This is a genomic window from Hydrogenophaga sp. BPS33 (assembly GCF_009859475.1).
In the GTDB taxonomy this organism is placed as follows: domain Bacteria; phylum Pseudomonadota; class Gammaproteobacteria; order Burkholderiales; family Burkholderiaceae_C; genus Hydrogenophaga.
The window spans coordinates 1352188-1377985 of record NZ_CP044549.1; the positions used below are offsets into that span (position 1 = coordinate 1352188).

Below are 25798 nucleotides of genomic sequence, written 5' to 3' on the forward strand. Positions count from 1 at the left end.
AGTCAACGGGCTTTGAACGGCTATTGGGCGTACGTGTGGGATGACGTGACGTTCTGACGAGGAGGCGGCGCGGGGGGCGACCTGGGAAATGCCCCCTCGATCAACGCAAGGTCCACCCGCTTGATCAAGTGTTGATAGTCCCCCACGCGATGCCCTGCCTTCATGAGCGTTTCGGCACTTTCAAAATCGAGCGGGGAAACTTGGAGAAAGGCCTCGGCACGTTGCACAAGATCGGGCACGATGGGTTTGAGCAATATGCAGAGCAGCCTGAAGCACTCCAGCGAGGCCGAGCAAATGGCGTGCAGGGCCTCATGCTCGTCAGGCTTCTTCGCAAGCTCCCAGGGCTTTCTGCTGTCAAAGAAGGCGTTCGTGGCGTCGGCCATCAACATCGTTTCTCGAATGCACTTGCCAAACTCGCGGGCTTCGTACAGCGCTGCCGCTTGCGCCACGAAATCCTGCAACGACCTGACGAGCCGGGCACCGTCTTCATCCATGGACCCAAGGACGCCTTCGAATTTTTTGGCCAGGAAGCCCGAGGAGCGGCTGGCGATATTCACAAACTTCCCGACCAGGTCGGCATTGACGCGCGCCACGAAATCGCTGGCGTTGAAGTCCGCGTCTTCGACGCCGCTGTTGAGTTTGGTGGCTATGTAGTAGCGCATCCACTCCACATCCAGTCCAAGATCGAGATACCGTGTGAGGTCCAACCCATTTCCCCGGCTCTTGCTCATCTTCTCCTTGTTCACCGTCAAGTGGCCGTGCACGAATATCTTGGAAGGAGCCTTCATGCCACTGAAGTGGAGCAAGGCGGGCCAGAACAGGGCGTGGAAGTAGACGATGTCTTTGCCGATGAAGTGAACCTGCTCCATGGCAGGATCGGCAAGAAACTCTTCGTAGGTTTGAGAGGTTCGGGACGGCACATGCCAGTGGTTCAGCGCCTGCCCCTTGTCGAAGTGATTTTTCAAGCTTGCCAGGTAGCCAATGGGCGCATCGAGCCAGACATAGAAGAACTTTCCCGCCTCGCCCGGAATGGGGATGCCGAAGTAGGGTGCATCGCGCGAGATGTCCCAATCGAGAAGCCCTGCGCCAAACCATTCGGACACCTTCTTCAGCATCTCGGGCTGAAGGCTTCCATGCGCTGTCCATTCTTGAAGAAACGGCAGCACCGAGTCTTCCGAGAGCCTGAAGAACAGGTGGTTTGAGCTTCTGAGCTCGGGTCGTGCGCCGCTCAGGACGGAACAGGGGTTGCCCAATTCGGTGGGCGCATAAATGGCACCACAGGCATCGCACGAGTCGCCGTACTGATCGCTAGCCCGACACTTGGGGCAGACGCCTTTGATATACCGATCCGGCAGAAACATCTGTTTGACGGGGTCGTAGAACTGTTCGACCTGCTTGCTGGCGATAAACCCCTTCGCCTTGAGCTTCAAGTAGATGTCTTGAGCCAACTGCTGGTTCTCGGGGCTGTGCGTCGAATGCCAGTTGTCAAAACGAACGTGGAAGCTGGAGAGAAGGGGTAATCCCCCCGAATTCCACGGCTCCGAGAAGTAGAGCTATGCGGCCATGGCCAGCCGCTGTTTCGGGGTGATGCCGCCCAAGGCCATGTTTGGGCGCTCATGGTTGTAGCGCCACATCCACTGCGTGGCGTACTCGCGAACCTCGTCGAGGTCGCTCCAATGGTACTGGGACAGCCACTCGTAGCGCACCGTTCTGTTGAAGCGCTCGACGTAGGCATTCTGTTGGGGCTTGCCCGGCTGGATGTGCTCGATATGAATGCCTCTGGCACTGGCCCAGTTCAGCAACGTGGCACTGATGTACTCCGGCCCGTTGTCACAGCGAATCACGTTGGGCCTGCCGCGCCAAGCCATGATCTGCGCCAGGGTGCGGATCACACGCTGCGAGGGCAGCGAGAAGTCCACCTCCATGCCCAGGGCCTCGCGATTGAAGTCGTCGATCACGTTGAGCAGCCGGATGCTGCGACCGTCCTCCAGTTGGTCGTGCATGAAGTCCATCGACCAGACCTCGTTGCTGTGCTTGGGCACCGTCAGAGGCTCGGGCTTCTCGCGCACCAGGCGCTTGCGCGGCTTGATGCGAAGGTTGAGCTCCAGCTCCCGGTAAACCCGATACACGCGCTTGTGGTTCCAGGGCAAGCCGCGCACGTTGCGCAGGTGCAGGAAGCACAGGCCAAAGCCCCAGTTGCGGTTGTTGTCGGTCAAGCGCAGCAGCCATTGGGCGATCTCGTCGTCCTCAAGGCCGCGACGGGCCTCGTAGCGGTAGCAGGCCTGGCTGATCTGGAATGCCTGACAAGCAGCCCTGATCGACAGCCCGCGCTGGCGCACAGCTTGTTGTGCCATCTCGCGTCGGCGAGATGGCTTCACCACTTTTTTGCGAGTGCCTCCGCCACGACCTCGGCTTTGAGCTTCTCCTCGACATACATCTTGCGCAGCCGCGCGTTCTCCGCCTCCAGCTCCTTCATGCGCGCCATCAGTGAGGCATCCATGCCGCCGAACTTGGCCCGCCACTTGTAGAACGTCGCCGAGCTGATCCCCAGCTCTCGGCAAAGCTCAGGCACCGTTAGCCCCGCCTCCGCCCGCTTGAGTGCGTCGATGATCTGGCTGTCGGTAAATCGCGATTTCTTCATGGTAGAGATTCTCCTGTCAGAGTCTCTACTTCTCAGCTCAATGGTTTTGCGGGGGGATTACCAAGGGGCGCCCGCGTACTCGCAATTTGCGCTACATACTGCTCGGGTGTCAGGCCGGCACGCTCGGCGGCGATCATGATGGGTGCGCCATGCGCATCGTCAGCACAGACGAACTGAACGGAGTGGCCCGCCATTCGTTGCGCGCGAACCCACACATCGGCCTGGATGTATTCCAGCAGATGGCCCAGGTGCAGCTCCCCATTCGCGTAGGGCAAGGCCGTGGTCACAAACAGCTTTCGGGTGGGTGCGTTGGACGGCATGTGATTTCTTCGATGGGGTCGGACGTTAGGGGAGGCTCGTTTTCGGTCGCGCGTTTGTACTACGCTTTCAGCGAAAAAAATCGACCCGTGTACCACCCACCGTATAGAAAAGATCGAGGGTGACCCCCAGTTCGGCGGACATCAATGGATGCCACGAATCTCGCCCCATGAACCCTGCACGACCCACCATCGAAGACCTCTGGAAACGCTTCGTCCTCTTCGCGATCCCGCTGGTGCTCGGCAATGTGCTTCAAGCCATGTCGGGCACTTTGAACACGATTTATGCGGGTCGACTTTTGGGGGTGACGTCCTACGCGGGCATCGCAGTCATCACACCTGTCCTGGTATTTCTCAGCGCCTTCGTCTTGGGTTTTGGCAGCGGTGTGTCGATCCTCGCGGGTCAGGCATGGGGTGCGAAGAATTTGAGTCGGCTTCGGGAGATCGCGGGCTCAGCCCTGTTCGCAGGCATCGCGTTGGGTGTGGCCTTGGCGTTGGTGGGTGTGTGCACCGGTGACCGTGTTCTTGATTGGATGGGCACCTCTAGCGAGGTGTTGCAACATGCCATCCGATACGGACAGGTGATGGTGGGCTCGTTGCCACTCGTGTTCACCACGATCGTCGCGGCCGCATTGCTGCGCGCAACCGGCGACAGCAAGACCCCCTTGGTGGTCCTGGCGATCAGCTCCGCGGTGGTGTTGGTACTGACCCCCGCCTTGATGTTGGGTCAGATCGGGTTGCCTGCCATGGGCGTTTCAAGCGCCGCCTGGGCAACCACGACTGGCACCTGTATAGCGCTGGCATGGTTGGCCTGGCGCCTGAGAAGGCGCAACCATCCACTGGCTCCCAACCTTGCATTGCTGCGCGCCATGTGGCCCAACCCTTCACTGCTTTGGACGATCACGAAGCTGGGCATTCCCACGGGCCTTTTTTTCGTGGTCGGGTCGATGGCCGACGTGGCGTTGATGAGATTCGTCAATGGCTTTGGCACGCATGCGACGGCTTCCTGGGGTGTGGTGAATCAGATCCTGAGCTATGTTCAGTTTCCTGGGCTGTCCATTGCCATCGCAGCTTCTGTATTCACTTCGCAGGCCATTGGGCGAGGCTCGCCGGAGCAGGTGCGGGCGGTGACCCACACCGCTTTGTGGACGAGCCTCGTGCTCTCCAGCATGGGCGCGCTGCTTGCGGTCGCGTTGGGTGGTCAGGTACTTGTTTTCTTCACATCGGACGAGCGCGTCGTCTCGATGGCAAAAGATCTCATCTGGATCGCGGTTCCGGGCAGCGTGATTCTGGGCATCTCAAGCGTTCTCACCGCGGTCATGCGCGCTTCTGGCACGGTGCTCTGGCCAACGCTGATATCCCTCAGCGTTCTTGCGTTTTTCCTGGTGCCGGCCGGGTGGGCCTTGAGCCAGTTTTTCGACGTTGATGGACTGCGCATGGCGTATCCGCTCACCTATCTTCTGGGCTTGGCGCTGCACGCGGGTTTCTTCCACTTTGTCTGGAAGCAAAGGCCACTGAAGAAGCTGATCTAGAACGGGTGAATCTGACCGCATTGCCGCGCACCCGAACACTGGCGCCGTCAGCGCGCAAACACCGGCACGGCCTTGCGGCTGGCGATGCGCCAGCCTGCCGGTGTGCGCACGAAGACGTCTTCGAAATCCCCCACGGCTTCCAGGCAGGCGGTGGGGCTGGTGTCGGCGGCCGTCGCTGCGCCGTCGCGGCGCAAGAGCAAGAAGGCCGTCGTGCCCACGATGCGATCGGGCGACTCGGCGCGCAGCACGATGTTGGAACACACATGGCGCGTCACCATGCCCGGCGGTCGCTTGGCCATGGCTTCGGCCAGCGCGGCATGGCCGCGCAGCACCGCGCCCTTGCGGTCGAACACACCGTCGTCGGTGAACAGGCCGACCACCTTCGGCGCTTCGCCGTGGTCGATGAAATGACAGAACGCGTGGATCAGCGCCTGGCAATCGCCGCGGTCGGCCTCGGGAATGCGCGGCAGGTTCAAGGCGTCGTGACTCATGGATAGTCCCCATTGTTTGCATGCACGTAAGGCGGTAAAACCCGGAAAACCGGCGTCAACCGACCCGATATTAAGCCTGGTGCATGCAATGAGTGGAAAAAGTGGGGTGGACCGCTTGCTCGTCGGAGGCCTGTTGCTCGGGCTCTGGTGGTGGGCGGCGGCCGTCGTCGGGAGCTACTGGATCAGCTCTCCGCTGGAGACTGTGCAACGCCTGTGGGCCCTGGTGGCCACGGGAGGCTTGTTGCGGCACACCGGCTACACGCTGGCGGCGGCGGCGCTGGGCTTCACGCTCGGTGGCGTGCCCGGCGTGTGGTTGCCCATGGCGCTGCGCAAGTGGCCTTTTCTGCAAGAGGTGCTGGACCCTTTCCTCACCGCCGGCTACGGCCTGCCCAAACTTGCGCTGGCACCCCTGTTCATTCTGTGGTTCGGCATCGGCATGGCGTCCAAGGTGGTGCTGGCGGCCTCGGTGGTGTTTTTCATCGTGTTCTTCAGCACCCAGGCGGGCGTGCGCCAGGCCGACCAGCGGCTGGTGCGCATGGCGCGCGTGCTGGGCGCGCGCGAATCGCAGGTGGCGCGCAAGGTGGTCTGGCCAGCGGTGGTGCCCTATGTGTTCGCGGGCTTTCGCATCGCCACGCCGTACGCCATCGGTGGCGTGATCATCTCGGAGCTGGTGTCGTCCAACCGGGGCCTGGGCTATCTGGTGCAGTACGGTGCGATGAGCTACAGCACGCCCGACATCTTCGCCACGGTGGCGGCGATCACGGTGCTCATCGGCGTGGCCACCTGGCTGGTGGGGCGGCTGGAACAGCGCCTGCTGCGCTGGCGGCCTGAAACCACGGGTCTGCGCTCGGGCGGGGTGGCGCCATGACGCTGCTCGAAGTGCAGGCGCTGGGCAAGCGCTTCCCGGCCCACGGCGAGCAGGACGGTCCGTGGGTGGTGCGCGAGCTGTCCTTCGCTTTGCGCGAGGGGGAATTCGTCACCATGCTCGGGCCTTCCGGGGCGGGCAAGTCCACCATTCTCAACATGATCGCGCAGGTGGATGCGCCCAGCGAAGGCCGCATCCGGCTCGCTGGCGAGACCGTGTTCGACGCGGCGGCCCCCACCGCGCTGCGCCCGGGTCTGGGCCGCAGAATCGGCTACGTGACGCAGGACGACAACCTGCTGCCCTGGCGTACGCTGGAGGAGAACGTGCTGTTCGGCCTGGAGATCGAAGGACGCATCGACGAGGCCGGGCGCGCCCGGGCGCGCGAGATGATGCAGGCCGTGGGCCTCACGCACTACGCGGGCCACTACCCGCACCAGCTCTCGGGCGGCATGCGCAAGCGCGCGGCCCTCATTCGCACGCTGGTGTACGACCCGCCCATCATCCTGATGGACGAACCCTTTGGCGCACTCGATGCGCACACGCGCCAGCAGTTGCAGTCGGACCTGCAGGCGCTGTGGGCGCTCAAGCGCAAGACCATCGTGTTCGTCACGCACGACATCGCGGAAGCGGTCGCGCTGGGCGAGCGGGTGCTCATTCTCGAGCGCGCGCCGGCGCGGCTGGTGGCCGAACACGCGGTGGAACTGCCGCGCCCGCGCGTGGTGGATGCGCTGCTGGTCCAGCCCGACTTCGTGCGCCTCTACGACGCGATCCGCGCGCAGGTGAGGTGATGCGGTGAAGGACGCGCTCGTGTCTGGCACCACCGCCGTCGCGCCGCGCGGGTGGTCGCGGCGCCAGGCGGTTCATGCCGCGCGGCTGCTGTTGTGCCTGCTGTTGCTGGGCGCCTGGCAAGCGGGGCACCGCGCGCTGGGCACGACCTACATCGCCGCGCCGCTGGACGTGGCCGAGCGCCTGGTGCAGATGGTGTCCAGCGGCGCGATCTGGCCCCACCTGGGTGCCACGCTGCTGGCGTCGGCGCTCGGTTTCGCGATCGGCTGGGCCTCGGGCTTTGCAATGGCCACGCTGCTCAGCCTCTCGCCGCGCGCGAGTGCCGCTGTGGAGCCCTACGTGCTGTTCGCCATGGGCATTCCACTGTTCGCGCTGATCCCGCTGCTCATCCTGTGGTTCGGCATCGGCATCACGCCCAAGGTGGTGATCGTTGTCTTCATGGTTTTCTTCATCGTCTTCATCACCACCTTCACCGGCCTGCGCGACGTCGACCGGCGCTGGCTCGACATGGGGCGCGTGATGGGCGCCACGCGCGGCCAGTTGATGGCCAAGGTGTCGTTCCACGCGATGGTGCCGCACCTCTTCGCCGGCCTGAAAATAGCAGTGCCGCGTGCGATCTCGGCGGCCATCGTGGGCGAATTCCTGGTGGCCGACAAGGGCCTGGGCTTCACCATCGAACAAGCACGCCAGACCGCCGACCCCGTGGGCGTGTTCACCGGTATCGTGCTCGTGATGGCGCTGGTGATGGCCGCCGACGCGCTCGTGAGCGCGCTGCAGCGCCGTGCCTTGCGCTGGCAACAGAGCATCTCCCTTCTATGAATCCAAGTTCCATGAGCCTTCCCCGATCCACCGCGCCGACCCAACTGGAGAACGTGCTGGCGCAATTGCGCGAGTCCGTCATGCGGGGGCGTTTCGCTCCCGGCGCCCGGCTGGAAGAAAAACACCTGGCCGAACAACTGGGCGTCTCGCGCACGCCCGTGCGCCTGGCCCTGCAATCGCTGGCGCAGGAAGGCCTGCTGGTCTACAACCCGCACCGCGGCTTCCAGGTGCGTGCCTTCACCCGCCAGGAAGTGATCGACGCGATCGACGTGCGCGGTCGGCTCGAAGCTTTCGCGTGCGAATTGCTCGCCACCCGCGGCGTGAGCGACACGCAGGAAGCCACGCTGGAGCAGAACCTGGCCGACACGCGCGACCTGGTGGCCCAGCGCCACCACACGCCCGCCGACGTGGACCGTTGGGCGCAGCTCAACGAGAGCTTCCACCACGAGCTGCTCGAAGGCTCGGGCAATGGCCTGGTGCTGTCCCTGATCGCGCAGATGCGCACCATTCCCATGGCCTCGGCGGGGATCATTCCGACCACCACGAGCAACGTGGACGACATCATGGCTTATGTGCGCGATGCCCTGGGCATGCACACCCTGGTGTTCGACGCGGTGCGCAAACGCCAGCCTGCGCGCGCGCACAACCTGATGCAGGAACACGTGTACCAGGGGCGCGAGCGCATCCTCATGCAGTTGGAGACGCGTGCCCAACAGACCGACGATGCCAGCCCCTGGCACCGCATCAGCGACGCGGTGCCAAAAGATTCGCCACCACGCGAGCGCCGCTTGCGCGCCGTGCCGGGCAAGCCGACCACTTGAGTTCCGCCCTTCATCCCTCAGGAGACTCCATGCCCATGCAACGCCGATCCGCCCTGTTCACCCTGAGCTCGCTGGCACTGGCCGCGGGCGTGTTGCCGGCGCGCGCGCTCGCGCAGGCCGCGTATCCCACGCGTGCGGTCACGGTGGTGGTGCCGTTCCCACCCGGTGGCCCTACCGACGTGGCCGCGCGCCTGGCCGCGCAGCGGCTGGGCGAGCGCCTGGGGCAACCCATCGTCGTGGAGAACAGGCCCGGTGCCCTGGCCATGCTCGGCACCGACCGCGTGGCCAAATCCGCACCCGATGGCCACACGCTCCTGCTGACGCCGCAGAGCCCCATCACCATCGCCGAGCATTTCGAACCCCGCCCGCCGTACAACGCCGCGCGCGATCTGGTGCCGGTGGCGGCCGTGGTCACCTCGCCGGTGCTCGTGCTCGGCGCGGCGGACGGTCCGCCCGACATGCGTGGCTTGGTGGAGAAAGCGCGCGCGAACCCCGGCAAACTGCTCTATGGCGCGCCCGGCCTGGGCAATGAAATGCACCTGACCTGGGAGCTGATCCGCAGCGCGCTGAACATCGATGTCATGGCCGTGCCCTACCAGGGCACGAACCCGGCGGTGCTCGATCTGATGGCCGGGCGCGTGCAGGTGGTGCTGACCTCGCCCTCGTCGGTGAAAGGCCACATCGCCGAACGCAAGCTGCGCGCGCTGGCCACGCTCACGCCGCAGCGGCTGCCCGAGTTTCCGGACATTCCCACCATGGCCGAAGCGGGGCTGCGCGATCTCAATATGCCGGTTGCCTGGCTGGGCCTGCTCGCGCCGTCGGCAACGCCACCTGCGGTGGTCGCGCGGCTGCGCCAGGAGATCGCGCAGATTTCGGCCGAGCCCGCGTACCGCCAGCGCATGACCGAACTGGGCTTCGAGCTGCCCGCGTTCACGCCCGACGCTTTTCCCGCATTGGTGGCGGGCCAGCGCACCCAGTGGGGCGCGTTGATCCGCGCGCAGAACATCCAGATCGGCAAGTAGGGCAGGGCTCAGGCCACGGCCGCCTGCACCGCCGCTCCGCGCACACGCGCGATCAACGCGCCGGGGTCCGCCGGCATCGCATCGCCGCGCCAGGCCACGTGGCCATCGGGCCGCACCAGCACGTGCCGGTGCTGGTAGAGCCGGCGTGCCTCGGGGTGGTCGATGTGCATCTCCCGCATCGGCATGCCCTGCGCGTGCGCGGCCTGCAGCAATGCCGCGCCATGGTGCGACGTGTCGAAAGTGAGCAGCACGAAACCGTCGCCGAACAGATCCAGGATCGAGCGACCTGGTTGCAGCCACACATGCGGCGCGCGCGATCCCGGTGCGGAAGAGGGTTCGTAGTCCGTGGTGCTGGCCGGTCCGCTCGAAGCACCCTCGGCCGCGATCAGGGGCGATGCGTCGTACACGTAGCCCAGCTGGATGCCCATGGAATTCCATTCCTTGGCGCGCCGCTCGCGGATGATCGCGCCCAGCCGCAGGCGGGCCGCTTCGCCCTCGGGCGTGTCGGCTTCCAGGTGCGCTGGCACCGGCAGGCCCGCGTCTTCGGCGTAGTTGCTCGCGGCTTCGTTGACGTTGCGCGTGGCCACGGGGCGGCGCTCGGTGGCGTAGCTGTCCAGCAGCGCATCGCCGGCCCAGCCTTCGAGCGCGGCCTGCAGCTTCCAGCCCAGGTCAACCGCGTCGCCGATGCCGGTGTTCATGCCGAAGCCGCCGCGCGGCCAGAGCAGGTGCGCGGCATCGCCCGCGAGGAACACGCGGCCGTCGCGGAAACGCTCGGCGACCACGCGGTGCCCGGCCCAGGGCTTGGCGCCGATCAGCTCGTAGGCCACCGAACGCCCCAGCGCCGCGCGGATGCGGCGATCCGGATCGAGCGGCTCATCGGGTTGCGCGTAGTTCATCAGGCGCCAATGGTCGTTGCCATCCACCCAGGACAGGTTGGCGCGGCCTTCGGGGTTGACGATGTCCATCATCACGCCCGGGCGCGAGGCCAGCAGATCGCGCAACTCGGCCGAGCGGAAATAGACCGTGATGTTGTGCCCCTCGGCGAACGCGCCTTCCATGGGGATGTCCAGCGCCTTGCGCGTCGTGCTGGCGGCGCCATCGCAGGCCACCAGGTAGTCGGCGCGCACGCGCGCTTTCACGCCGCTGTCGACCTGCTCGGCGTCCACCGTCACGCCCTGCGCGTCCTGCGTGAAACCGGTGACCTGCCAGCCCGCGCAAAGGCCGACCTGCGGGAAGTTTTCCAGGTGCCGCTGCATCACCGGCTCGAACATCATGCGTGGGCACCAGATGCCGCTCTCGGGCGTGATGGCCGCGAGCTCGGCGCGAAAGCCTTCGTTGGTCGGGCGCTCGAAGCACAGCAGTTCGTGGCCGAGCGCGCGCGTCATGAAGCGCACCGTGCGCGGGATGCCGCGCGGAAAACCGGCGCCGCGGATGTCCTCGGCCATGCCCCAGCGGCGCATGTGCTCCATGGTGCGGGCGTTGATGGCTTCGCAGGTCGGGAAGTCGGGCACGCGGGTGCTGCGTTCGATCAGCAGGCAGGCCACGCCGCGTGAGCCCAGTTCGTTGCCCAGGGCCAGCCCGACCGGGCCCGCGCCCACGACGACGACCGGCACGCGCGTCTCCTGGCCTGCGGTCAACGCGGGCCTCGTTGGGCTGTTCATGTCAGGGTTCCTTCTGTGCGATGTCCCAGGCCGATTCGCCAGCGCGCCAGCGCTGCAGCAGTTCAGCCGGCTTCACCGCGTAGCCCACCGGGTTGGCGGCGAAGGCGGGCGACTTCAGGAACGCCACGAAACCCGCTTCGTCGGGGAAGTTCGCCGCAGACAGCTCGACCATGTTCTCGTCGAGGTCCTGGTAGTAGAACGAGGTCGACGGTCCGTGGTTGAAGCTGCGGTAGGGCTCGATGCCGATCGAGGCCAGGCGCTCGTAGCGCGTGAACAGCGACTCGATGTGGTCGTGGCGCAATTGCATGTGGTGCATGCCGCTGGCGCTGTCCGTGGGCGCGAGCCGGGGGTAGTCGAACAGCGCGATAACCTGGCTGTACGGGTACTCGTGGGACACGCGCATGAAGCACAGGCGCAGGTCGGTGGGCAGCTTCTCGTTCAGTTGCTCGCGGCGCTGTTCCCAATCGGTCGGCGTGTGCTCGAAGTACGGCTTCACGCCCAGGACGTGCTGGTACCAGGCCTTCATCTCGTCGTAGCGCGAGGTGCGCAGCACCACCTCGCTCAGGCGCGGCGGTGCCAGGTCGGCGGTGACCGGCGTGTCCTGGGCGGACAGGGAAAGTGCGCTCACGTTGGTCCTCCGAGCGCTTCAGCGCGCGTACTGATTGGTGAACAGGCCGCTGAGGTTGTCGCGCCCTTCCTCGGGCTTGAGCACCCCGGAGACCAGCGCGAACTTCTGGGTGTTCACCAAGGCCGCTTCGCGCGTGAGCGTGTTGGCCGGCGAGCTGGCGCGGATCAGGTCGAACGACTTGTTCAGCGCCTCGGGCGAGAGCTGCGGGAAGCGGCCCTTGATGATGTCCTTGGCCCGTTGCGGCTCGTCCTTCATCATCTTCAAGGCCTCGTTCAGGCCGCTCACCAGCTTGGCGCAGACCTCGCCGGACTTGGCGCAGAAGTCCGCGCGCGTGGCGATGATGTTGGACGCGTAGGGGTTGAGTTCGGGCTGGTCGTCGCGCGGGTTGCGGATGACCACGCGCGCGCCGTCCTGCACCGCCATGGAAATGAACGGCTCACCGAAGATGAAGCCATCGATTGCGCCCGACTTGAGCGAGGACACCATGTTGGGCGGCTGCATCGGGGTGAGGGTGAAGTCGCGGTCGGCGTCCATGCCCACCTTCTTCGCGATCGATTTGATGAACGCGTGCGGCATGCCCAGCGGCGTGTCGATGGCCAGCGTCAGCCCCTTGAGCGCGGCCGTGCGCGAAGCCAGGTTGCCGGTGAGGTTGATCTTGCGCTCGGCCACAGCCTTGGGGCTGAGCACGACTTCCATGAGGAATTCTTCGTGCGTGGTGGCGATGACCTGCAAGGCCTGGCCCCGCGCCGAGGCGCGCAGCACCGAGGTGACGGCAGTGCTGGCGAAGTCGGCGCTGCCCGCCACCATGGCGTTGGTCGCGCCCGGGCCGGCGATCAGGGGCAGCTTCACATCCAGACCGCGCTTCTTCCAGAGATCGGCATCGGCGGCGATGTAGATCGGCGCAAAGATGATGGCGGTGGCCGGCAGGGCCAGCGTGGTGGTGATGGTCTGCGCGGCGACGCCCCACGAAGCCGTCGCGGCCGCGAACACGGCCAACACCCGGGCCCAGCCGGGAATGCATTTCAGATGCGTCATGCCAAAGCTCCTTTTGAACGGAAGTGCGGTTTGAATTGCATGCATAAAATCCAGTATTCGGCATAAAAACCGAATTTGCATTGGTATTTTCGCCTAGATTGCATGCATGTTGGGGCACTCACGAAGGAAACTCGAAGCGCGGCAACCGCCCATGGACCATGAACACGATGAATCGGGGCGATGCTGCACGTGCCCTACCGCGGTGCGGCCCCCGCGATGAACGGCCTGCTCGGTGGACAGGTGCAGGTGATGTTCGATTCGCCCGGCAGCGTGGCGCCGAACCACGACTCCGGCAAGGTGCGCGCCTTGGCGGCCATGGGCAACAAGCGTTGACCCACGCTGCGCATGTGGACTGCGGCCTATCCCCTGATCAAGACCGCCCACGGCGGGCTGGCCTTTGTGATGGCCCTGGCGTGCTTCGCGATGATGGTCTGTATCGCCCGCGCGCACGACCCACTGGGTTTTCTGCGCTTCGCCTGACGCGCGCAGGCGCCCGCGGCGTCAGCGCCAGCCCAGCTCGCCTTGCAGAAACTTCGCGGCTTGCGGGGGCAGGTCGTCACCACCGAAGAAGGCTTCCGTCGGCCGCTCCACGACCAGGTGGCCCGATTGCAGGTAGGCCACGCGCGTGGCCAGCCGCTTGGCCTGGCCGAGGTTGTGGGTGCTCATCACGATCGTGACCCCGCTGGCAGCGACTTCCTCGATCAGCTGTTCGATCTCGCTCTTGGCATTCGGGTCCAGGTTGGCGGTGGGCTCGTCGAGCAGCAGGATGTCGGGATGCTGCGCCCAGGCGCGAGCCAGGCCGAGCCGTTGCTGTTCACCACCCGAAAGCATGCGCGCAGGCCGGTGCAGGTGGCCGAGCAGGCCCACACGCGCCAACGCCTGGCGCACACGCCCTTCGCGTTCCCGCGCGGGCACGCCGGCCAGCCACAGGCCGATCCACAGGTTGTGCCGCACGGAGAGGTGCAGCAGAAAGGTGCGCTGAAACACCATGGCCACGCGCGGCAGGCGCGCTTCAGGTTGCAGCGGCAGGCGCTCGCACCGTCCGGTGTTGGCCACCAGGCCGTGCAGCAAACGCAGCAAGGTGGTCTTGCCCGAACCGTTGGCACCGACGATGACGAGACGGTCTGCGCGCCGCAGCGTCAACGAGACGTCCTGCAAGGCCGTGACCGAGCCCAGCCGCACGGACGCCCGATGAAGCACCACCAGGGGTGTGGGCACGGCGGGCGATGGCGCTCGGGGAATGGGTTCGGGGGGCGCGGCGGGGTTCGTCGCGGCAGGCCCGGCGCGGCGCGCGAAACCGCTCAACAGGTGTACCAGGCCGGTGGCGCCGTTGATGGCACCCACCACCGCCAGCAGCACGAAGCCCAGCGCCAGCGCCAACGCGAGATCGCCCTTGCTGGTTTCCAGCGCGATGGTGGTGGTCATCACGCGCGTGACGCCAGCGATGTTGCCGCCCACGATCATCACCGCACCCACCTCGGCGATCGCGCGCGCAAAAGCGGTGAGCAGGACGGTGGCCACGCCCATGCGATCGTGCACCAGCATGAGCAAGGCCACCGCCAAGGGCCGAGCGCCGAGCGAGCGCAGCTGGTCGCCGCCATCGGCCAGTGCCGCGAGCACCAGCCGCCGGGACAAGGCGGCGATCAGGGGCGTGACCAGCACGCTCTGTGCCACCACCATCGCCGTTGGCGTGAACAGGATGCCCAGTTCGCCCAGCGGACCGGCGCGCGAGAGCAGGAGGTACACGAACAGGCCCACCACCACGGCTGGCAGCGCGAGCAGGGTATTGACCAGCCACACCAGCAGCGCATGGCCGGGGAAGCGCGCGACGGCCAGCCAGGCCCCGAGCAACAGGCCGACCCCTGCGCCGATGGCGCAGGCGGTGGCACTCACTTGCAAGGACAGCAAGGTGATGCGCACGAGGTCTGGGTCCGCGTCGAGAATGAGGCGCCAGGCCAGGCCCCAGCTGTCGGTCATGGTGTTCATGCTTGGACTGCTTTGTACCGCAGTCCGCGAACTTGCCCGATACGCTCAGTTCTCCGCCGTGACAACGGCGTCGGTTTTTTTCGGTGTGGGTTCGGCGTCGAAGCGCTCGAAACCGGTGTAGCAAAGGAAGCTGCGGTGCGCCGCGCGGCCAAAGAGGGTCATGCCCAGGCGCGAGGCCAGGTCGTGGCCCATGGCGGTCACGCCATTGCGCGAGACCACGATGGGAATGCCCATCTGCGCGGCCTTGATCACCATCTCGCTGGTGAGCCGGCCCGTGGTGAAGAAGACCTTGTCGGCGCCGCGCACGCCATGCAGCAGCATCCAGCCGGCGATGGTGTCGATGGCGTTGTGACGGCCCACGTCTTCGACGAAGACCAGCATGCGCGTGCCCTGGAACAGCGCGCAGCCGTGGACCGAGCCGGCGCGCCGGTGCACCGAATCGCGTTGGCGCAAACTGTCCAGAACCCCGTGGAGCTGCGTCTGCGTGATGCGCGCGGCGCGCGCATCGGGCAAACGGATGTCGCCCAGGGCGTCCATCGCATGGCCGAACACCGTGCCCTGGCCGCACCCGGTGGTGACGACGCGGTGCGTGGTGCGCTCCTCCAGGTCGGCCATCCCCGCGCGCGTCGTAACCGCAGCGGCCTCCACCTCCCAGTCCACGCCAATGGCGGTGACGTCCTCCAGCCGCTCGATCAGCCGCTGGTTGAGCAGGTAACCCAGCACCAGCAACTCGGGGCGCGCGCCCAGGGTCATCAAGGTCACCAGTTCGCGCTTGTCGACGAACACGGTCAGGGGCCGCTCGGCGGGAATCTGGATGGCGCGGCGCTCACCGTCGGAGCCGAGGATCTCGATGTTGCGCAGCAAGGGCACGCGGGCGCGCGTCATGCGCGGCGCGCTGGGCAAGGGTGGCGGACCGTCTGCGCCGGCTTCGAAACCGAGGTCTTCCAGGGGGTCGTGCACGGGCGTGGCGCTCAGGGCTTGGCCCCCTCGGCCGCTGGCTTCGTGGTGCTGGGCGGCGTCGTCGCGGTCTGGGGTGGCGAATGCGCGCCGGCCGCTTCGATCGGCTTGGGCGTGTAGCTGAACGCGCCCGGGTCGGTGCACGCTGGCGTGGCCACTGGTGCCTGCACTGTTTTGCCGGCGGCGCGGCTGCGCTCGAAGTAGGTCGCGGCCACACGGTCCATCGACTGGCACAGCTTGTAGGCCGCGACCTTGTCGCTCCAGGCGGTGCGCGCCGCGGTCTCGGCGGCCTTGGCTTTGGCTTCTTCGGACACGGGAGGCAACTTGGCCATCGCGCTACCGGTCGCGAGGGCCAGGGACAGCAAGGTGATCTGGTGTTTCATCGGGTTCTCCGTGTGCTGCCGGCGCGACGGCTCAGGCCTCGCGCGGCCGGGGTGCCGGTTCCTTCGGTGCCGCCGTGCCCGAGCGTTGTGCCGGAATCTTGCCGGCCTGGATGTCCGCGTACCACAGAGCGTGGTGTTCGCGGGCCCAGCCTTCGTCGACATAACCCGTGCGCATGGCCTTGTAGGCGCCGCGCATGCCGATGGTGCCGAGGTAGATGTGGCCGAAGAAGGCGCACATCATCAGGACAGCGCCGATGGCATGGAACAGGTGGGCCACCTGCATGGTGCCGCGCGTGTAGTCCAGGTTCGGCAGCAGTTGGTCGAGCACGACGCCCGAGGCGACCACGGTCAGCCCCAGCACGAAGACGCCGCCCCAGAAAATCGCCTTCTCGCCCGCGTTGAAACGGTGCGAAGGCACTTCCTGGCCCGAGAGCATGCCGCCACCCTTCTTGATCCACGCCCAGTCGCCCTTGCGCGGCAGGTTGTCCTTGATGAAGGTGACGATGATGACCACCAGAGACACCGCGAACAGCGGGCCGACGAAGTTGTGCAGCGTCTTCAGGCCATAGGTGAGCATGCCGAACAGCGTGCTGCCCAGCACCGGCAGCAGGAAGAACTTGCCGAATGCCATGACGATCCCGGAGATCGCCAGCAGCACGAAGGCGATGGCGTTGAGCCAGTGCGCGGCGCGCTCGAATGGCGTGAAGCGTTCGATGCGCCGCCCGCCCTGCGCATGGTCGTGGCCGATCGCACCCTTGGTGAAATAGAAGATTGCGATGGCGACCAGCACGATCAGCATCAACGAGCCGCCGTAGGGGATGATCACGCGGTTGCGCACCTGGCGCCAGGCTTCGCCGGCCGTGGTGAACTCGGAGCCCGGGTAGCGGACGAAGCGCTGGATCAGCACGCCTTTTTCGACGCCGGGCAGGTTCGTCACGCCCGCCGCTTCGCCCGACTCGCGCACGCCGCGCCAGAACGGCGCGTTGTTGCCGGGCTGCGAGCGCGCGCGCGCCGCATTGTTTTCATCGGGCTGGGGTTCGGGCGGCGCGACAAAGCCCGCGGGTGGACCTTTGGCCGCATCCGCGGCCGCAGGCGCGGGTGTCTGCACCTGCGCGCTCGCGATGCCCACCCATGCGGCCAGCAACCAGAGAAACAAGCACCTTTTCATCATGGATGCCTCCACCGGACGTCACGGCGCGATGCGCGTGTATTCGTTCTGCTGACGGTTGCGTTGCCGGATCTGCTCTTCCCAGCTGGCCTTGTCACCGGGCTTCCACCCGGGGGCGTCGAAAGCGGGTTGAGCACCGTTCCATGCCTGAGATTCGCCGGCATTCCTGCTGGCGGTCTGCGCCTTCTCGCCACAGGCGCCGAGCAGTGCCACCAGCAGCACCAGCGCCGTCGCGCAGAACAGCGTTTGCAGCGTGTTGCGTGGATGGGCCATCACTTGCTCGGCTTTCCGTAGGCCGTGCCCCAGCCCCACACTTCGCTGCCCTTGCCCCGTTGCAGCACGCGGGTGCGGAAGATGTCGGCGACGACGTCCCCATCGCCCCCGAGCAAGGCCTTGGTGGAACACATCTCGGCGCAAGCGGGCAGCTTGCCTTCGGCCAGGCGGTTGCGTCCGTACTTCTCGTTCTCGGCGGCACTGCCATTCTCTTCGGGGCCGCCCGCGCAGAAGGTGCATTTGTCCATCTTGCCGCGCAGCCCGAACGTGCCGTTGCTCGGGAACTGCGGCGCGCCGAAGGGGCAGGCATAGCTGCAGTAGCCGCAGCCTATGCAGGTGTCCTTGTTGTGCAGCACCACGCCTTCGTCGGTGCGGTAGAAGCAGTCGACCGGGCACACCGCCATGCAGGGCGCATCGCTGCAATGCATGCAGGCCACCGAGATGCTCTTTTCCCCAGGCTGGCCGTCGCCCAGCGTGACCACGCGGCGGCGGTTCACGCCCCACGGAACATCGTTCTCGGCCTTGCAGGCAGTGACACAGCCGTTGCACTCGATGCAGCGCTCAGCGTCGCAGATGAACTTCATTCGTGCCATGGGTCGGTCTCCTTCAGGTCGCTTTTTCGATCTGGCACACGGTGGTCTTGGTTTCCTGCATCATCGTGACGCTGTCGTAGCCATAGGTCGTCGCGGTGTTCACGGCCTCGCCGCGCACCACCGGCATCGCGCCTTCGGGGTAGTACTTCGCCAGGTCCATGCCACCCCAGCGCCCGGAGAAGTGGAAGGGCAGGAACACGGTGCTGGCGTCCACCCGCTCGGTGACCAGAGCGCACACCCGCAGCCCCTTGAAGTCGGGCAGTGCCGCCATGGGGGGCGTCTTGACCCACACCGCATCGCCGTCGCGGATGCCGCGGTCGTTGGCGGCGCGCGGGTTGATCTCCACGAACATCTCCTGCTGCAGCTCGGCCAGCCAGGGGTTGGACCGGGTTTCCTCGCCGCCGCCTTCGTACTCGACCAGCCGGCCCGAGGTCATGATCAGCGGGAAGGTCTTGCCGATGTCGCGGTTCTTGTCCTGCACCGATTTGTAGAGCGTGGGCAGGCGCCAGAAGGCCTTCTTGTCTTCGTGCGTGGGGTACTTGTCGATCAGGTCGGCGCGTGTGCTGTAGAGCGGTTCGCGGTGTTGCGGGATCGGATCCGGGAAGTTCCAGACCAGTGCGCGCGCCTTGGCGTTGCCAAAAGGGTGGCAGCCGTGGTTCTTCATGGTCACGCGGATGATTGCCCCCGTCGGGTCGGTCTTCCAGTTCTTGCCCTCGGCCGCTTTCTGCTCGGCTTCGCTGAGCTCGCTCCACCAGCCCAGCTTCTTGAGCAGCACGTGGTCGAACTCGGGGTAGCCGGTGGTCAGGTCCGCGCCCTTGCTGTGTGAGCCATCGGCGGCCAGCAGCGAAACCCCTTCGCGCTCCACGCCGAAGTTGGCGCGGAAGTTGCCGCCGCCGTCCATCACGTGCTGGCTGTTGTCGTACAGGTTGGCCGTGCCGGGGTGCTTCATCTCCGGCGTGCCCCAGCAGGGCCATGGCAAGCCGAAATAATCGCCGTCGAGCGAGTAGCCGCTTTCCTTGTCGATGCCACCCTTGGCGCGCAGCGTCTTCACGTCGAAGACGTTCATGTTGCGCATGTGCGCCTTCAGCCGCTCCGGGCTCTGCCCGGTGTAGCCGATGGTCCAGACACATTTGTTGATCTCGCGCAGGATGTCTTCGGGTACCGGTTCGTCCAGGCCCTTGACCTTCTGCATCTTGTAGTTCTTCACCAGCTCCTGGCCAAAGCCCAGCTTCTCGGCCAGCTGGTACATGATCATGTGGTCGCTGCGGCTCTCCCACAGCGGATCGATCACCTTCTCGCGCCATTGCAGCGAGCGGTTGGACGCGGTGCACGACCCGCTGGTTTCGAACTGCGTGCAGGCGGGCAGCAGGTACACCGCGCGGTTCGGGTTCAAATCCTCGGCCTTGCCCGGCATGGCGGCCATGGCCGCCGTGGCACTCGGGAAGGGATCGACCACCACCAGCAGGTCCAGCTTGTCCAGCGCGGTCTTCATCTCCAGCCCGCGCGACTGCGAGTTGGGCGCGTGGCCCCAGAAGAACAGGCCGCGCAGGTTGCTGTCCTGGTCGATCAGCTCGTTCTTCTCCAGCACGCCATCGATCCAGCGCGAGACGGTCATGCCGGGCTTGGTCATCATGCCCGGCGCGTACTGCTGCTTGATCCACTCGAAGTCCACGCCCCAGGTGGCCGCGAAGTGTTTGAACGAGCCCTCGGCCAGGCCATAGTAGCCCGGCAGCGAGTCCGGGTTCGGGCCCACGTCGGTGGCGCCCTGCACGTTGTCGTGACCCCGGAAGATGTTCGCGCCACCGCCGGACACGCCGATGTTGCCCAGTGCCAGCTGCAGGATGCACGAGGCGCGCACCATCGCATTGCCGATGCTGTGCTGCGTCTGTCCCATGCACCACACCAGCGTGCTCGGGCGGTTCTCGGCCATCATGCGGGCCACCTTCAAGGTGGTGGCCTCGTCGACACCGCACACGTCCTGCACCTTGTCCGGCGTCCACTTGGCCAGCACGTCCTCGCGCACCTTGTCCATGCCGTAGACGCGGTTCTCGATGTACTGCTTGTCTTCCCAGCCGTTCTTGAACACCTGGTAGAGCACGCCGAACAGAAAGGCGATGTCGGTGCCCGAGCGGATGCGCACGTACTCGTCGGCCTTGGCCGCCGTGCGCGTGAAGCGCGGGTCGACCACGATCATCTTGCAGCCGGTTTCCTTGGCATGCAGCATGTGCAGCATCGACACCGGGTGGGCCTCCGCGGCGTTGGAGCCGATGTACAACGCGCACTTGCTGTTCTGCATGTCGTTGTACGAATTGGTCATCGCCCCGTAGCCCCAGGTGTTGGCCACACCCGCCACCGTGGTGCTGTGGCAGATGCGGGCCTGGTGGTCGGTGTTGTTGCTGCCCCAGAGCGAGAGCCACTTGCGCAGCAGGTAGGACTGCTCGTTGTTGTGCTTGGACGAACCGATGACGAAGACCGAGTCGGGTCCGCTGGCCTTCTTCAGTTCGAGCATCTTGGCGGTGATCTCCTGCAGCGCCTGGTCCCAGCCCATGCGCTCGTACTTGCCGTTGACCAGCTTCATCGGGTACTTCAGGCGGAACTCGCCGTGGCCGTGCTCGCGCAGCGCCGCGCCCTTGGCGCAATGCGCGCCCAGGTTGATCGGCGAGTCGAACACCGGCTCCTGGCGTACCCACACGCCGTTCTCCACCACCGCATCGACCGCGCAGCCCACCGAACAGTGGCCGCACACGGTGCGCTTGACCTCGACCTTGCCCGTGCCATTGCCGGCCTGGGCCGGGTCGGCGGCCTCGGCCTTCTTCACCAGGGACAACTGCGAAGCGGCCAGCCCCACGCCAACGCCCAGGCCCGAGCGGCGCAGGAAGGCGCGGCGGTCGATGGTGGGCACGGCATGTGCGAGGCCGCGCGCGAGATGGGACACCAGGCCCGAGGAGGTGGACTCGCCGGAGCGGGCGTGTGATTTGCGGGTCAGCAGCATGGTGGTTCGCCTCCTGCTCAGACCTTGGTGGTCTCGTAATAACGCCGGATGTGCGCGGTCAGGCGATACCCATCGGCCGCTGGCGCGTCGGTGGCAGCGGGTGATTCAGGCGACTGAATCACACCCGGCAGAACAGCGACAGCCGCTGCCGCCGCGCCTGCAGCGCCGGCGCCCGCGAAGACGGTGCGGCGTGAGAGCGTGGGCTGGCGCGTGTCGCGCGAGGGGGTTGGCTTTTGCATGTGGCTCACCTCGTTCCGGCCAGTGCCGGTGCTGCGCGGAAATATGTCCGTGCCAGCATAAGCCGTATCGCCCGATGCGTCCACTCAGGGATTGCACCCATGCGCCCAGGCGTGCAAGCGAGGTCTATACTGGGCCGAACAGCTTCATCGACACGCGCCGTCGAGCGCGCACGGGCCCCACGGTGTTCTCCAGCGATTCCCCTCCCGCGTTGCGCGTTGCGGTGCGCATGGACCGACTGCGGCAACCGACCCGTTGGGAGGACTGGCGCTTCACCGTTGCCGAAGTGGTCTTGGACGACGGTCTCTTCGGCGATGCGCAGCGTGTGTTGCGCGACGATGGCCATTGCACCCAGTGGCTGTTCCCGGATCTGCCGGTGACGCTGCACCGCGACGAAGCCGAAGGCTACTACCTCAATCTCTCCTCCGGCTCGCCGGTCTGGTTCGTGATGTGGCGCGCCGACCATGCGGACGCGTCCAGGGCCTGGCCCGAGATCGTCACGCTGTCGTACAACGAAGCCGGGCGCTGGCTCGACGCGCAGGAGCGCGTGGACAACGTCCCGCTCGATGCGCGGGTGCGCGAGGCGCTGCAGCAGTACGTCGATGTCCACTACCGGCCCGAGCCGAAGAAGCGCAAGCGGCCAGCCTCTTTCGTGGCGCCTGAGGACAGGCGTTGACGGCGGTGAACGAGGACAAAGGTTTTCTCTCGCGCTGGTCCCAGCGCAAGGCGCAGGCGCGCCAGGGCGGGGCGCAGACCGATGTGCAGATCGATGCGCAGACCGAAGCGATGTTGCCCGAGACCCCACGCGCGGCACCGGGCCCGTTGGCGCGCGATGAAGACACCCCCGCGCGGGTGCCTGGCGAAGAGCAGCCACCGCCGCCGACGCTGGACGACGTGGCCTTGCTCACGCGCGAATCCGACTATGCGCGTTTCGTGGCGCGCGACGTGAGCGGCGATGTGCGCAACGCCGCGCTGAAGAAGCTGTTCACCGATCCGCACTTCAACGTGATGGACGGCCTGGACACCTACATCGACGACTACAACACGCCCGACCCGCTGCCCGCCTCGATGCTGCGCCAGATGGCCCAGGCGGTCGCCCTGGGGCTGGCGGATCCCGAACCCACGCCGAACCCGGCGTCCACGGCCGGCAACGCACCGGCCGAACCCCAGGCCGCGGACCTCCACGCGGCCGAGACGAAGACCCACGATGAAAACCCTGCTCTGCGATTGCAACCGCTCGATGCCCCTGGACCGCCAGGCCTTGCATCAGGCGCTGGCGAAGACACCGGGCGCCAGCGCTGAAGGCGTTGGCCAGGCACATTCGCTGCTGTGCCGGCGCGAGGCGCCCGCGTTCCAGCGCGCCGCGAAGACGGGCGAAGAACTGCTGGTGGCCTGCACGCAGGAAAGCCGCCTGTTCCTGGCGCTGGCCGAACAGACCGAGGGCGCGCCCACACTGGCCGAGCGGCCCATCCGTTTCGTCAACCTGCGCGAGACCGGTGGCTGGTCGCGCGAGAACGCGGCGGCCACGCCGAAGCTGGCCGCACTCATCGCCGTGGCCCAGTTGCCACCGCCAGAGCCGGTGGCCACGGTGGGCTACCGCTCGGACGGCCGCTGCCTGATCGTGGGTCCTGCCGCGCGCGCCGAGGCCGCGGCAGCGCTGCTCGCCGACCAGCTGGAGCTCACCTTGCTCGTCGACGCGGGCGAGTTGCCGCAGGCGCACGAACGCGTGGTGCAGCGTGGCCGGCTCGCGCAGCTCAAGGGCTGGCTCGGCGCATTCGAAGCCCAGTGGGAGAGCGACAACCCGATCGACCTGGACCTGTGCACCCGTTGCAATGCTTGCGTCGAGGCCTGCCCCGAAGGCGCGATCGACTTCGGCTACCAGATCGACCTGGCGCGCTGCAAGGCGCACCGCGATTGTGTGGCCGCCTGCGACGCGGCCGGCGCCATCGACTTCAACCGCGGTCCCCGAACCGGGCAAGAGCGCTTCGACCTCGTGCTGGACCTGCGCGCAACGCCCGCCTTCATCCAGCACCAGCCGCCGCAGGGGTACTTCCACGTGCCCACCGAAGCGCAGCTCGCGCCCGCCGTGTTCGCCTTGCGCGAGATGGTGGGCGAGTTCGAGAAGCCCAGGTTCTTCCGCTACGAGCAGCGGCTGTGCGCGCACAGCCGCAACGAGCAGATCGGCTGCACCGCCTGCATCGATGTCTGCTCGGCCGAAGCCATCCGCTCCGATGCATCGCTCAAGGGCAAGACCGCTGGCCGTGCGCGCGGCGCCCACGCGCCGCTCACGGCCGGCATCGTGGTCGAGCCGCACCTGTGCGTGGGCTGCGGTGCGTGCGGCACCGTGTGCCCCACGGGTGCGTTGAGCTACGGCTACCCGGGGCCGGTCGACCTGGGCCAGCGCGTGCGCACCCTGCTCAACACCTACCGGGTCGCCGGCGGCCGAGATCCCGTGCTGCTGTTGCACAGCCAGCAGGAAGGCGCATCGCGCATCGAAGCGCTGGGGCGCGCTGCCAGCACGCGCCGCGCGCAGGGTGTGCCTGCGCGCGTGCTGCCGCTGGCGCTGTGGCACAGCGCCAGCGTCGGGCTGGACGTGTGGCTCGGTGCCATCGCCCACGGCGCGAACCAGGTCTGGGTGCTGGTGGGCGAGACGGAAGCGCCGCAGTACCGCCAGGCACTGGCCGATCAGATGGCCCAGGCGCAAGCCATCTTGCGCGGCCTGGGCTATGCGGGCGAACATTTCCGGCTCATGGATGCCCGTGGCGACGTGGCGGCTCTGGACGCCGCCCTGCGTGCCGCACCCGCACAGAGCGTGGCTCGGCCGGCCACCTTCGCGCTGCAAGCCGAGAAGCGCGGCACGCTCGAACTGGCGCTGGCCCATCTGATCGAACAGATGCCCGAGGCCGCCGCGCTGCCCGACGCCATCGCGCTGCCGGCATCGGGCGCGCCTTACGGCAGTGTGTCGGTCGACAGCGCCAAGTGCACGCTGTGCCTGGCCTGCGTGGGGGCCTGCCCCTCGCGCGCACTGGCCGACAACCCCGACCAGCCGCAACTCAAGTTCATCGAGAAGAACTGCGTGCAATGCGGGCTGTGCGAGGTCACCTGCCCGGAGGACGCGATCGAGCTCGTGCCACGGCTGCTGCTGGCCGAGGAAGGCCGCGCGCGCACGCGCTCGCGCGTGCTGCACGAAGCCCAACCCTTCCACTGCGTGCGCTGTGCCAAGCCCTTCGGTACGCTGCGCGCGATCGAGGCCATGATGGCCAAGCTCGGCGGCCACGCCGCCTTCCAGGGGGCCGCGGCCGAGCGCCTGAAGATGTGCAGCGACTGCCGCGTCATCGACCTGTATTCCAATCCCGACGAACAACGCATCACCGACCTGTGAAGAACGATCCTTTCAGCGAAGAAATCGCCCGCGCCGAACTCTATGGCCTGCTCGCGCGCCTGTGGCTCGCGCCGCCCGACGAGGCGCTGCTGCAGCAGTTCCGCGTGGCGGTGACCGTGGCGCCCGAGCAGGGCGGCTTTCTCGAAGCGCCGTGGCAGGCGCTGGTGGAGCAGATGCGCACGGCCACGGTGGCCTCGGCCCAGGCGGAATTCGTTGCGCTGTTCCAGGGCGTGGGCAAGCCCGAGGTGTTTCCCTATGCCTCCTTCTTCCTGGCCGGCTTCGTCAACGAAAAGCCGTTGGCCCAGCTGCGCACCGATCTGGCCGCGCTCGGCCTCACGCGCGATGCGGCGCAACTCGAAACCGAGGACCACGTGGCCTATCTGTTCGAAGTGATGCGCTACCTGATTGCGGGCGACGACGCGGGCGTGAGCAACCTCGAACAACAGCGGCGCTTCTTCCGCAACCACCTGCAGCCCTGGGTGGATGCGCTCTGCCAGGCCGTGCAGGCCCAGCCGGCCGCCAAGCTGTGGAGCGCCATCGCGGCCATGACCCTGGCCTTCGTGCAAGTCGAAACGCAGGCCTTCGACCTGCTCGAAGCATGAACCCCATTTCTCGCGACCAGATCACCGGCCTTGTCCTGGCCGGTGGCCGCGGCAGCCGCATGGGCGGCGTCGACAAGGGCCTGCAGAACCACCAGGGCATGCCGCTGACGCTGCACGCGCTGCTGCGCCTGCAGCCGCAGGTGGGCGCGGCCATGATCAGCGCCAACCGCAACCTCTCGGCCTACGAGGCCATGGGCGTGCCGGTGTGGCCCGATTCCATCGATGGCTACGCCGGCCCGCTCGCGGGCCTGCTGACCGGGCTGGAGCATGTGCAGACTGACTGGCTGGTGACCGTGCCTTGCGACACGCCCAACTTCCCGACCGATGTGGTCGAACGCCTGGCCACCGCCGCCGCCGCGCAGGACGCCGAGATCGCCATGGCCGCCGCGCCCGAGGAAGGCCGGTTGCGCGCGCAGCCGGTGTTCTGCCTGCTGCGCACCGATCTCATGGAAAGCCTCGTGTCCTACCTGAACGCGGGCGAGCGCAAGTTCGACCGCTGGACCGCGAAGCACCGCACGGTGGAAGTGCCGTTCGACGATGCCCAGGCCTTCTTCAATGCCAACACGCTGGCCGAGTTGAGCCAGCTGCAGCGCTGAAGCCAACGCCG

At 66.6% G+C, this 25798-nt stretch carries 26 protein-coding genes and 2 pseudogenes; 13 read left to right on the forward strand and 15 right to left on the reverse strand.

Annotation, left to right across the window (positions count from 1 at the left end; translation table 11 throughout):
* Positions 1–20 precede the first annotated feature (20 nt).
* The 3 genes and pseudogenes from metG to F9K07_RS06380 all read right to left on the reverse strand — a co-directional run.
* Positions 21–1499: pseudogene (gene metG, locus F9K07_RS06370) on the reverse strand (methionine--tRNA ligase); the annotation flags it as partial.
* A 54-nt stretch (positions 1500–1553) separates the two neighbouring features.
* A protein-coding gene (locus tag F9K07_RS06375) for an IS3 family transposase (RefSeq protein ID WP_159590482.1) occupies positions 1554–2641 on the reverse strand; the annotation gives its coding sequence in 2 pieces (ribosomal slippage) (positions 1554–2389 and positions 2389–2641; 1089 coding nt in all).
* Positions 2642–2706: 65 nt separating this feature from the next.
* Positions 2707–2961: pseudogene (locus F9K07_RS06380) on the reverse strand (class I tRNA ligase family protein); the annotation flags it as partial.
* Positions 2962–3128: 167 nt separating this feature from the next.
* Here F9K07_RS06380 and F9K07_RS06385 point away from each other — a divergent pair.
* The gene (locus tag F9K07_RS06385; RefSeq protein ID WP_159590486.1) at positions 3129–4490 is read left to right on the forward strand and encodes an MATE family efflux transporter; all 1362 of its coding nucleotides are present in this window, start codon (positions 3129–3131) and stop codon (positions 4488–4490) included.
* Positions 4491–4537: 47 nt separating this feature from the next.
* Here F9K07_RS06385 and F9K07_RS06390 read toward each other — a convergent pair whose 3' ends face one another.
* Positions 4538–4981 carry a nuclear transport factor 2 family protein gene (locus F9K07_RS06390; RefSeq protein WP_159590488.1) on the reverse strand — a complete coding sequence of 148 codons (444 nt, stop codon included), beginning with the start codon at positions 4979–4981 and terminating at the stop codon, positions 4538–4540.
* 106 nt (positions 4982–5087) lie between these two features.
* Between F9K07_RS06390 and F9K07_RS06395 the strand changes: the two genes are divergently transcribed.
* The 5 genes from F9K07_RS06395 to F9K07_RS06415 are packed head-to-tail and all read left to right on the forward strand — an operon-like array spanning position 5088 to position 9294.
* Positions 5088–5849 carry an ABC transporter permease gene (locus F9K07_RS06395; RefSeq protein WP_159590490.1) on the forward strand — a complete coding sequence of 254 codons (762 nt, stop codon included), beginning with the start codon at positions 5088–5090 and terminating at the stop codon, positions 5847–5849.
* Positions 5846–6634, forward strand: coding sequence for an ABC transporter ATP-binding protein (locus F9K07_RS06400; protein WP_159590492.1), 789 nt, complete (start codon positions 5846–5848; stop codon positions 6632–6634). The genes F9K07_RS06395 and F9K07_RS06400 overlap by 4 nt, the downstream gene beginning before the upstream one ends.
* Before the next feature lie 19 nt (positions 6635–6653).
* Positions 6654–7451, forward strand: coding sequence for an ABC transporter permease (locus tag F9K07_RS06405; protein ID WP_159590494.1), 798 nt, complete (start codon positions 6654–6656; stop codon positions 7449–7451).
* A gap of 11 nt (positions 7452–7462) precedes the next feature.
* Positions 7463–8272 (forward strand): GntR family transcriptional regulator, encoded by an 810-nt coding sequence (locus F9K07_RS06410; protein WP_159590496.1) that lies wholly within the window; start codon positions 7463–7465, stop codon positions 8270–8272.
* Between the two features lie 35 nt (positions 8273–8307).
* Positions 8308–9294 carry a Bug family tripartite tricarboxylate transporter substrate binding protein gene (locus F9K07_RS06415; RefSeq protein ID WP_159590498.1) on the forward strand — a complete coding sequence of 329 codons (987 nt, stop codon included), beginning with the start codon at positions 8308–8310 and terminating at the stop codon, positions 9292–9294.
* An 8-nt stretch (positions 9295–9302) separates the two neighbouring features.
* Here the strand turns inward: F9K07_RS06415 and F9K07_RS06420 are convergent, their stop codons facing one another.
* From F9K07_RS06420 to F9K07_RS06430, 3 genes are read right to left on the reverse strand one after another with little or no spacing between them, the layout of a single operon-like run.
* Entirely contained in the window at positions 9303–10955 is a 1653-nt protein-coding gene (locus F9K07_RS06420) for an FAD-dependent monooxygenase (RefSeq protein WP_159590500.1), read from the reverse strand.
* 1 nt (position 10956) lies between these two features.
* Entirely contained in the window at positions 10957–11583 is a 627-nt protein-coding gene (locus tag F9K07_RS06425; RefSeq protein WP_159590502.1) for a VOC family protein, read from the reverse strand.
* Positions 11584–11601: 18 nt separating this feature from the next.
* Complete coding sequence (locus tag F9K07_RS06430; protein WP_159590504.1) at positions 11602–12618, reverse strand: ABC transporter substrate-binding protein; 1017 nt, start codon at positions 12616–12618, stop codon at positions 11602–11604.
* A 180-nt stretch (positions 12619–12798) separates the two neighbouring features.
* Here F9K07_RS06430 and F9K07_RS06435 point away from each other — a divergent pair, with 180 nt between their 5' ends.
* Both F9K07_RS06435 and F9K07_RS32050 read left to right on the forward strand, forming a co-directional pair.
* Positions 12799–12951: a tripartite tricarboxylate transporter substrate-binding protein gene (locus F9K07_RS06435; RefSeq protein WP_159590506.1), complete on the forward strand. Its 153-nt coding sequence runs from the start codon at positions 12799–12801 to the stop codon at positions 12949–12951.
* 12 nt (positions 12952–12963) lie between these two features.
* Complete coding sequence (locus tag F9K07_RS32050; RefSeq protein ID WP_268894744.1) at positions 12964–13098, forward strand: hypothetical protein; 135 nt, start codon at positions 12964–12966, stop codon at positions 13096–13098.
* 21 nt (positions 13099–13119) lie between these two features.
* Here F9K07_RS32050 and F9K07_RS32250 read toward each other — a convergent pair whose 3' ends face one another.
* The 8 genes from F9K07_RS32250 to F9K07_RS06480 form a co-directional block, all read right to left on the reverse strand.
* Positions 13120–14604 (reverse strand): ABC transporter permease, encoded by a 1485-nt coding sequence (locus tag F9K07_RS32250; RefSeq protein WP_159590508.1) that lies wholly within the window; start codon positions 14602–14604, stop codon positions 13120–13122.
* A 45-nt stretch (positions 14605–14649) separates the two neighbouring features.
* A complete protein-coding gene (locus F9K07_RS06450) occupies positions 14650–15489 on the reverse strand; it encodes a formate dehydrogenase accessory sulfurtransferase FdhD (RefSeq protein WP_159596840.1) in 840 nt (279 codons plus the stop codon).
* A gap of 86 nt (positions 15490–15575) precedes the next feature.
* A complete protein-coding gene (locus F9K07_RS06455) occupies positions 15576–15944 on the reverse strand; it encodes a hypothetical protein (protein ID WP_159590510.1) in 369 nt (122 codons plus the stop codon).
* Positions 15945–15975: 31 nt separating this feature from the next.
* Positions 15976–17112, reverse strand: coding sequence for a formate dehydrogenase subunit gamma (locus F9K07_RS06460; RefSeq protein ID WP_159596841.1), 1137 nt, complete (start codon positions 17110–17112; stop codon positions 15976–15978).
* A gap of 21 nt (positions 17113–17133) precedes the next feature.
* Positions 17134–17385 (reverse strand): hypothetical protein, encoded by a 252-nt coding sequence (locus F9K07_RS06465; protein WP_236581810.1) that lies wholly within the window; start codon positions 17383–17385, stop codon positions 17134–17136.
* Positions 17385–17978 (reverse strand): formate dehydrogenase FDH3 subunit beta, encoded by a 594-nt coding sequence (gene fdh3B / locus F9K07_RS06470; RefSeq protein WP_159590512.1) that lies wholly within the window; start codon positions 17976–17978, stop codon positions 17385–17387. The genes F9K07_RS06465 and fdh3B overlap by 1 nt, the downstream gene beginning before the upstream one ends.
* Before the next feature lie 13 nt (positions 17979–17991).
* Positions 17992–20970 carry a formate dehydrogenase subunit alpha gene (locus F9K07_RS06475; RefSeq protein ID WP_159590514.1) on the reverse strand — a complete coding sequence of 993 codons (2979 nt, stop codon included), beginning with the start codon at positions 20968–20970 and terminating at the stop codon, positions 17992–17994.
* A gap of 17 nt (positions 20971–20987) precedes the next feature.
* Positions 20988–21209 (reverse strand): formate dehydrogenase, encoded by a 222-nt coding sequence (locus F9K07_RS06480; protein WP_159590516.1) that lies wholly within the window; start codon positions 21207–21209, stop codon positions 20988–20990.
* 182 nt (positions 21210–21391) lie between these two features.
* On the opposite strand from F9K07_RS06480, the gene F9K07_RS06485 reads away from it, so the two are divergent.
* Genes F9K07_RS06485 through mobA form a run of 5 tightly spaced genes read left to right on the forward strand, consistent with a single transcriptional unit; the run spans position 21392 to position 25787 of the window.
* The gene (locus tag F9K07_RS06485; protein ID WP_268894745.1) at positions 21392–21883 is read left to right on the forward strand and encodes a DUF3305 domain-containing protein; all 492 of its coding nucleotides are present in this window, start codon (positions 21392–21394) and stop codon (positions 21881–21883) included.
* Between the two features lie 5 nt (positions 21884–21888).
* A complete protein-coding gene (locus F9K07_RS06490) occupies positions 21889–22509 on the forward strand; it encodes a DUF3306 domain-containing protein (protein ID WP_159590520.1) in 621 nt (206 codons plus the stop codon).
* Positions 22415–24589 carry a 4Fe-4S binding protein gene (locus tag F9K07_RS06495; RefSeq protein WP_201451523.1) on the forward strand — a complete coding sequence of 725 codons (2175 nt, stop codon included), beginning with the start codon at positions 22415–22417 and terminating at the stop codon, positions 24587–24589. Before F9K07_RS06490 ends, F9K07_RS06495 begins: the two co-directional genes overlap by 95 nt.
* Entirely contained in the window at positions 24586–25191 is a 606-nt protein-coding gene (locus F9K07_RS06500) for a TorD/DmsD family molecular chaperone (RefSeq protein WP_159590522.1), read from the forward strand. Before F9K07_RS06495 ends, F9K07_RS06500 begins: the two co-directional genes overlap by 4 nt.
* Positions 25188–25787, forward strand: coding sequence for a molybdenum cofactor guanylyltransferase MobA (mobA, locus tag F9K07_RS06505; RefSeq protein ID WP_159590524.1), 600 nt, complete (start codon positions 25188–25190; stop codon positions 25785–25787). The genes F9K07_RS06500 and mobA overlap by 4 nt, the downstream gene beginning before the upstream one ends.
* Positions 25788–25798: the final 11 nt, after the last annotated feature.

Coding starts and splice junctions, on each gene's coding strand:
- F9K07_RS06480 (WP_159590516.1), bottom strand. CDS start 21,209: ATGCAAAAGCCAACCCCCTCGCGCGACACGCGCCAGCCCACGCTCTCA.
- F9K07_RS06385 (WP_159590486.1), top strand. CDS start 3,129: ATGAACCCTGCACGACCCACCATCGAAGACCTCTGGAAACGCTTCGTC.
- mobA (WP_159590524.1), top strand. CDS start 25,188: ATGAACCCCATTTCTCGCGACCAGATCACCGGCCTTGTCCTGGCCGGT.
- F9K07_RS06435 (WP_159590506.1), top strand. CDS start 12,799: ATGCTGCACGTGCCCTACCGCGGTGCGGCCCCCGCGATGAACGGCCTG.
- F9K07_RS06400 (WP_159590492.1), top strand. CDS start 5,846: ATGACGCTGCTCGAAGTGCAGGCGCTGGGCAAGCGCTTCCCGGCCCAC.
- F9K07_RS06430 (WP_159590504.1), bottom strand. CDS start 12,618: ATGACGCATCTGAAATGCATTCCCGGCTGGGCCCGGGTGTTGGCCGTG.
- F9K07_RS06475 (WP_159590514.1), bottom strand. CDS start 20,970: ATGCTGCTGACCCGCAAATCACACGCCCGCTCCGGCGAGTCCACCTCC.
- F9K07_RS06420 (WP_159590500.1), bottom strand. CDS start 10,955: ATGAACAGCCCAACGAGGCCCGCGTTGACCGCAGGCCAGGAGACGCGC.
- F9K07_RS06455 (WP_159590510.1), bottom strand. CDS start 15,944: ATGAAACACCAGATCACCTTGCTGTCCCTGGCCCTCGCGACCGGTAGC.
- F9K07_RS06415 (WP_159590498.1), top strand. CDS start 8,308: ATGCAACGCCGATCCGCCCTGTTCACCCTGAGCTCGCTGGCACTGGCC.
- F9K07_RS32050 (WP_268894744.1), top strand. CDS start 12,964: ATGTGGACTGCGGCCTATCCCCTGATCAAGACCGCCCACGGCGGGCTG.
- F9K07_RS06460 (WP_159596841.1), bottom strand. CDS start 17,112: ATGAAAAGGTGCTTGTTTCTCTGGTTGCTGGCCGCATGGGTGGGCATC.
- F9K07_RS06495 (WP_201451523.1), top strand. CDS start 22,415: ATGAAAACCCTGCTCTGCGATTGCAACCGCTCGATGCCCCTGGACCGC.
- F9K07_RS06410 (WP_159590496.1), top strand. CDS start 7,463: ATGAGCCTTCCCCGATCCACCGCGCCGACCCAACTGGAGAACGTGCTG.
- F9K07_RS06390 (WP_159590488.1), bottom strand. CDS start 4,981: ATGAGTCACGACGCCTTGAACCTGCCGCGCATTCCCGAGGCCGACCGC.
- F9K07_RS06465 (WP_236581810.1), bottom strand. CDS start 17,385: ATGGCCCATCCACGCAACACGCTGCAAACGCTGTTCTGCGCGACGGCG.
- fdh3B (WP_159590512.1), bottom strand. CDS start 17,978: ATGGCACGAATGAAGTTCATCTGCGACGCTGAGCGCTGCATCGAGTGC.
- F9K07_RS32250 (WP_159590508.1), bottom strand. CDS start 14,604: ATGAACACCATGACCGACAGCTGGGGCCTGGCCTGGCGCCTCATTCTC.
- F9K07_RS06450 (WP_159596840.1), bottom strand. CDS start 15,489: ATGACGCGCGCCCGCGTGCCCTTGCTGCGCAACATCGAGATCCTCGGC.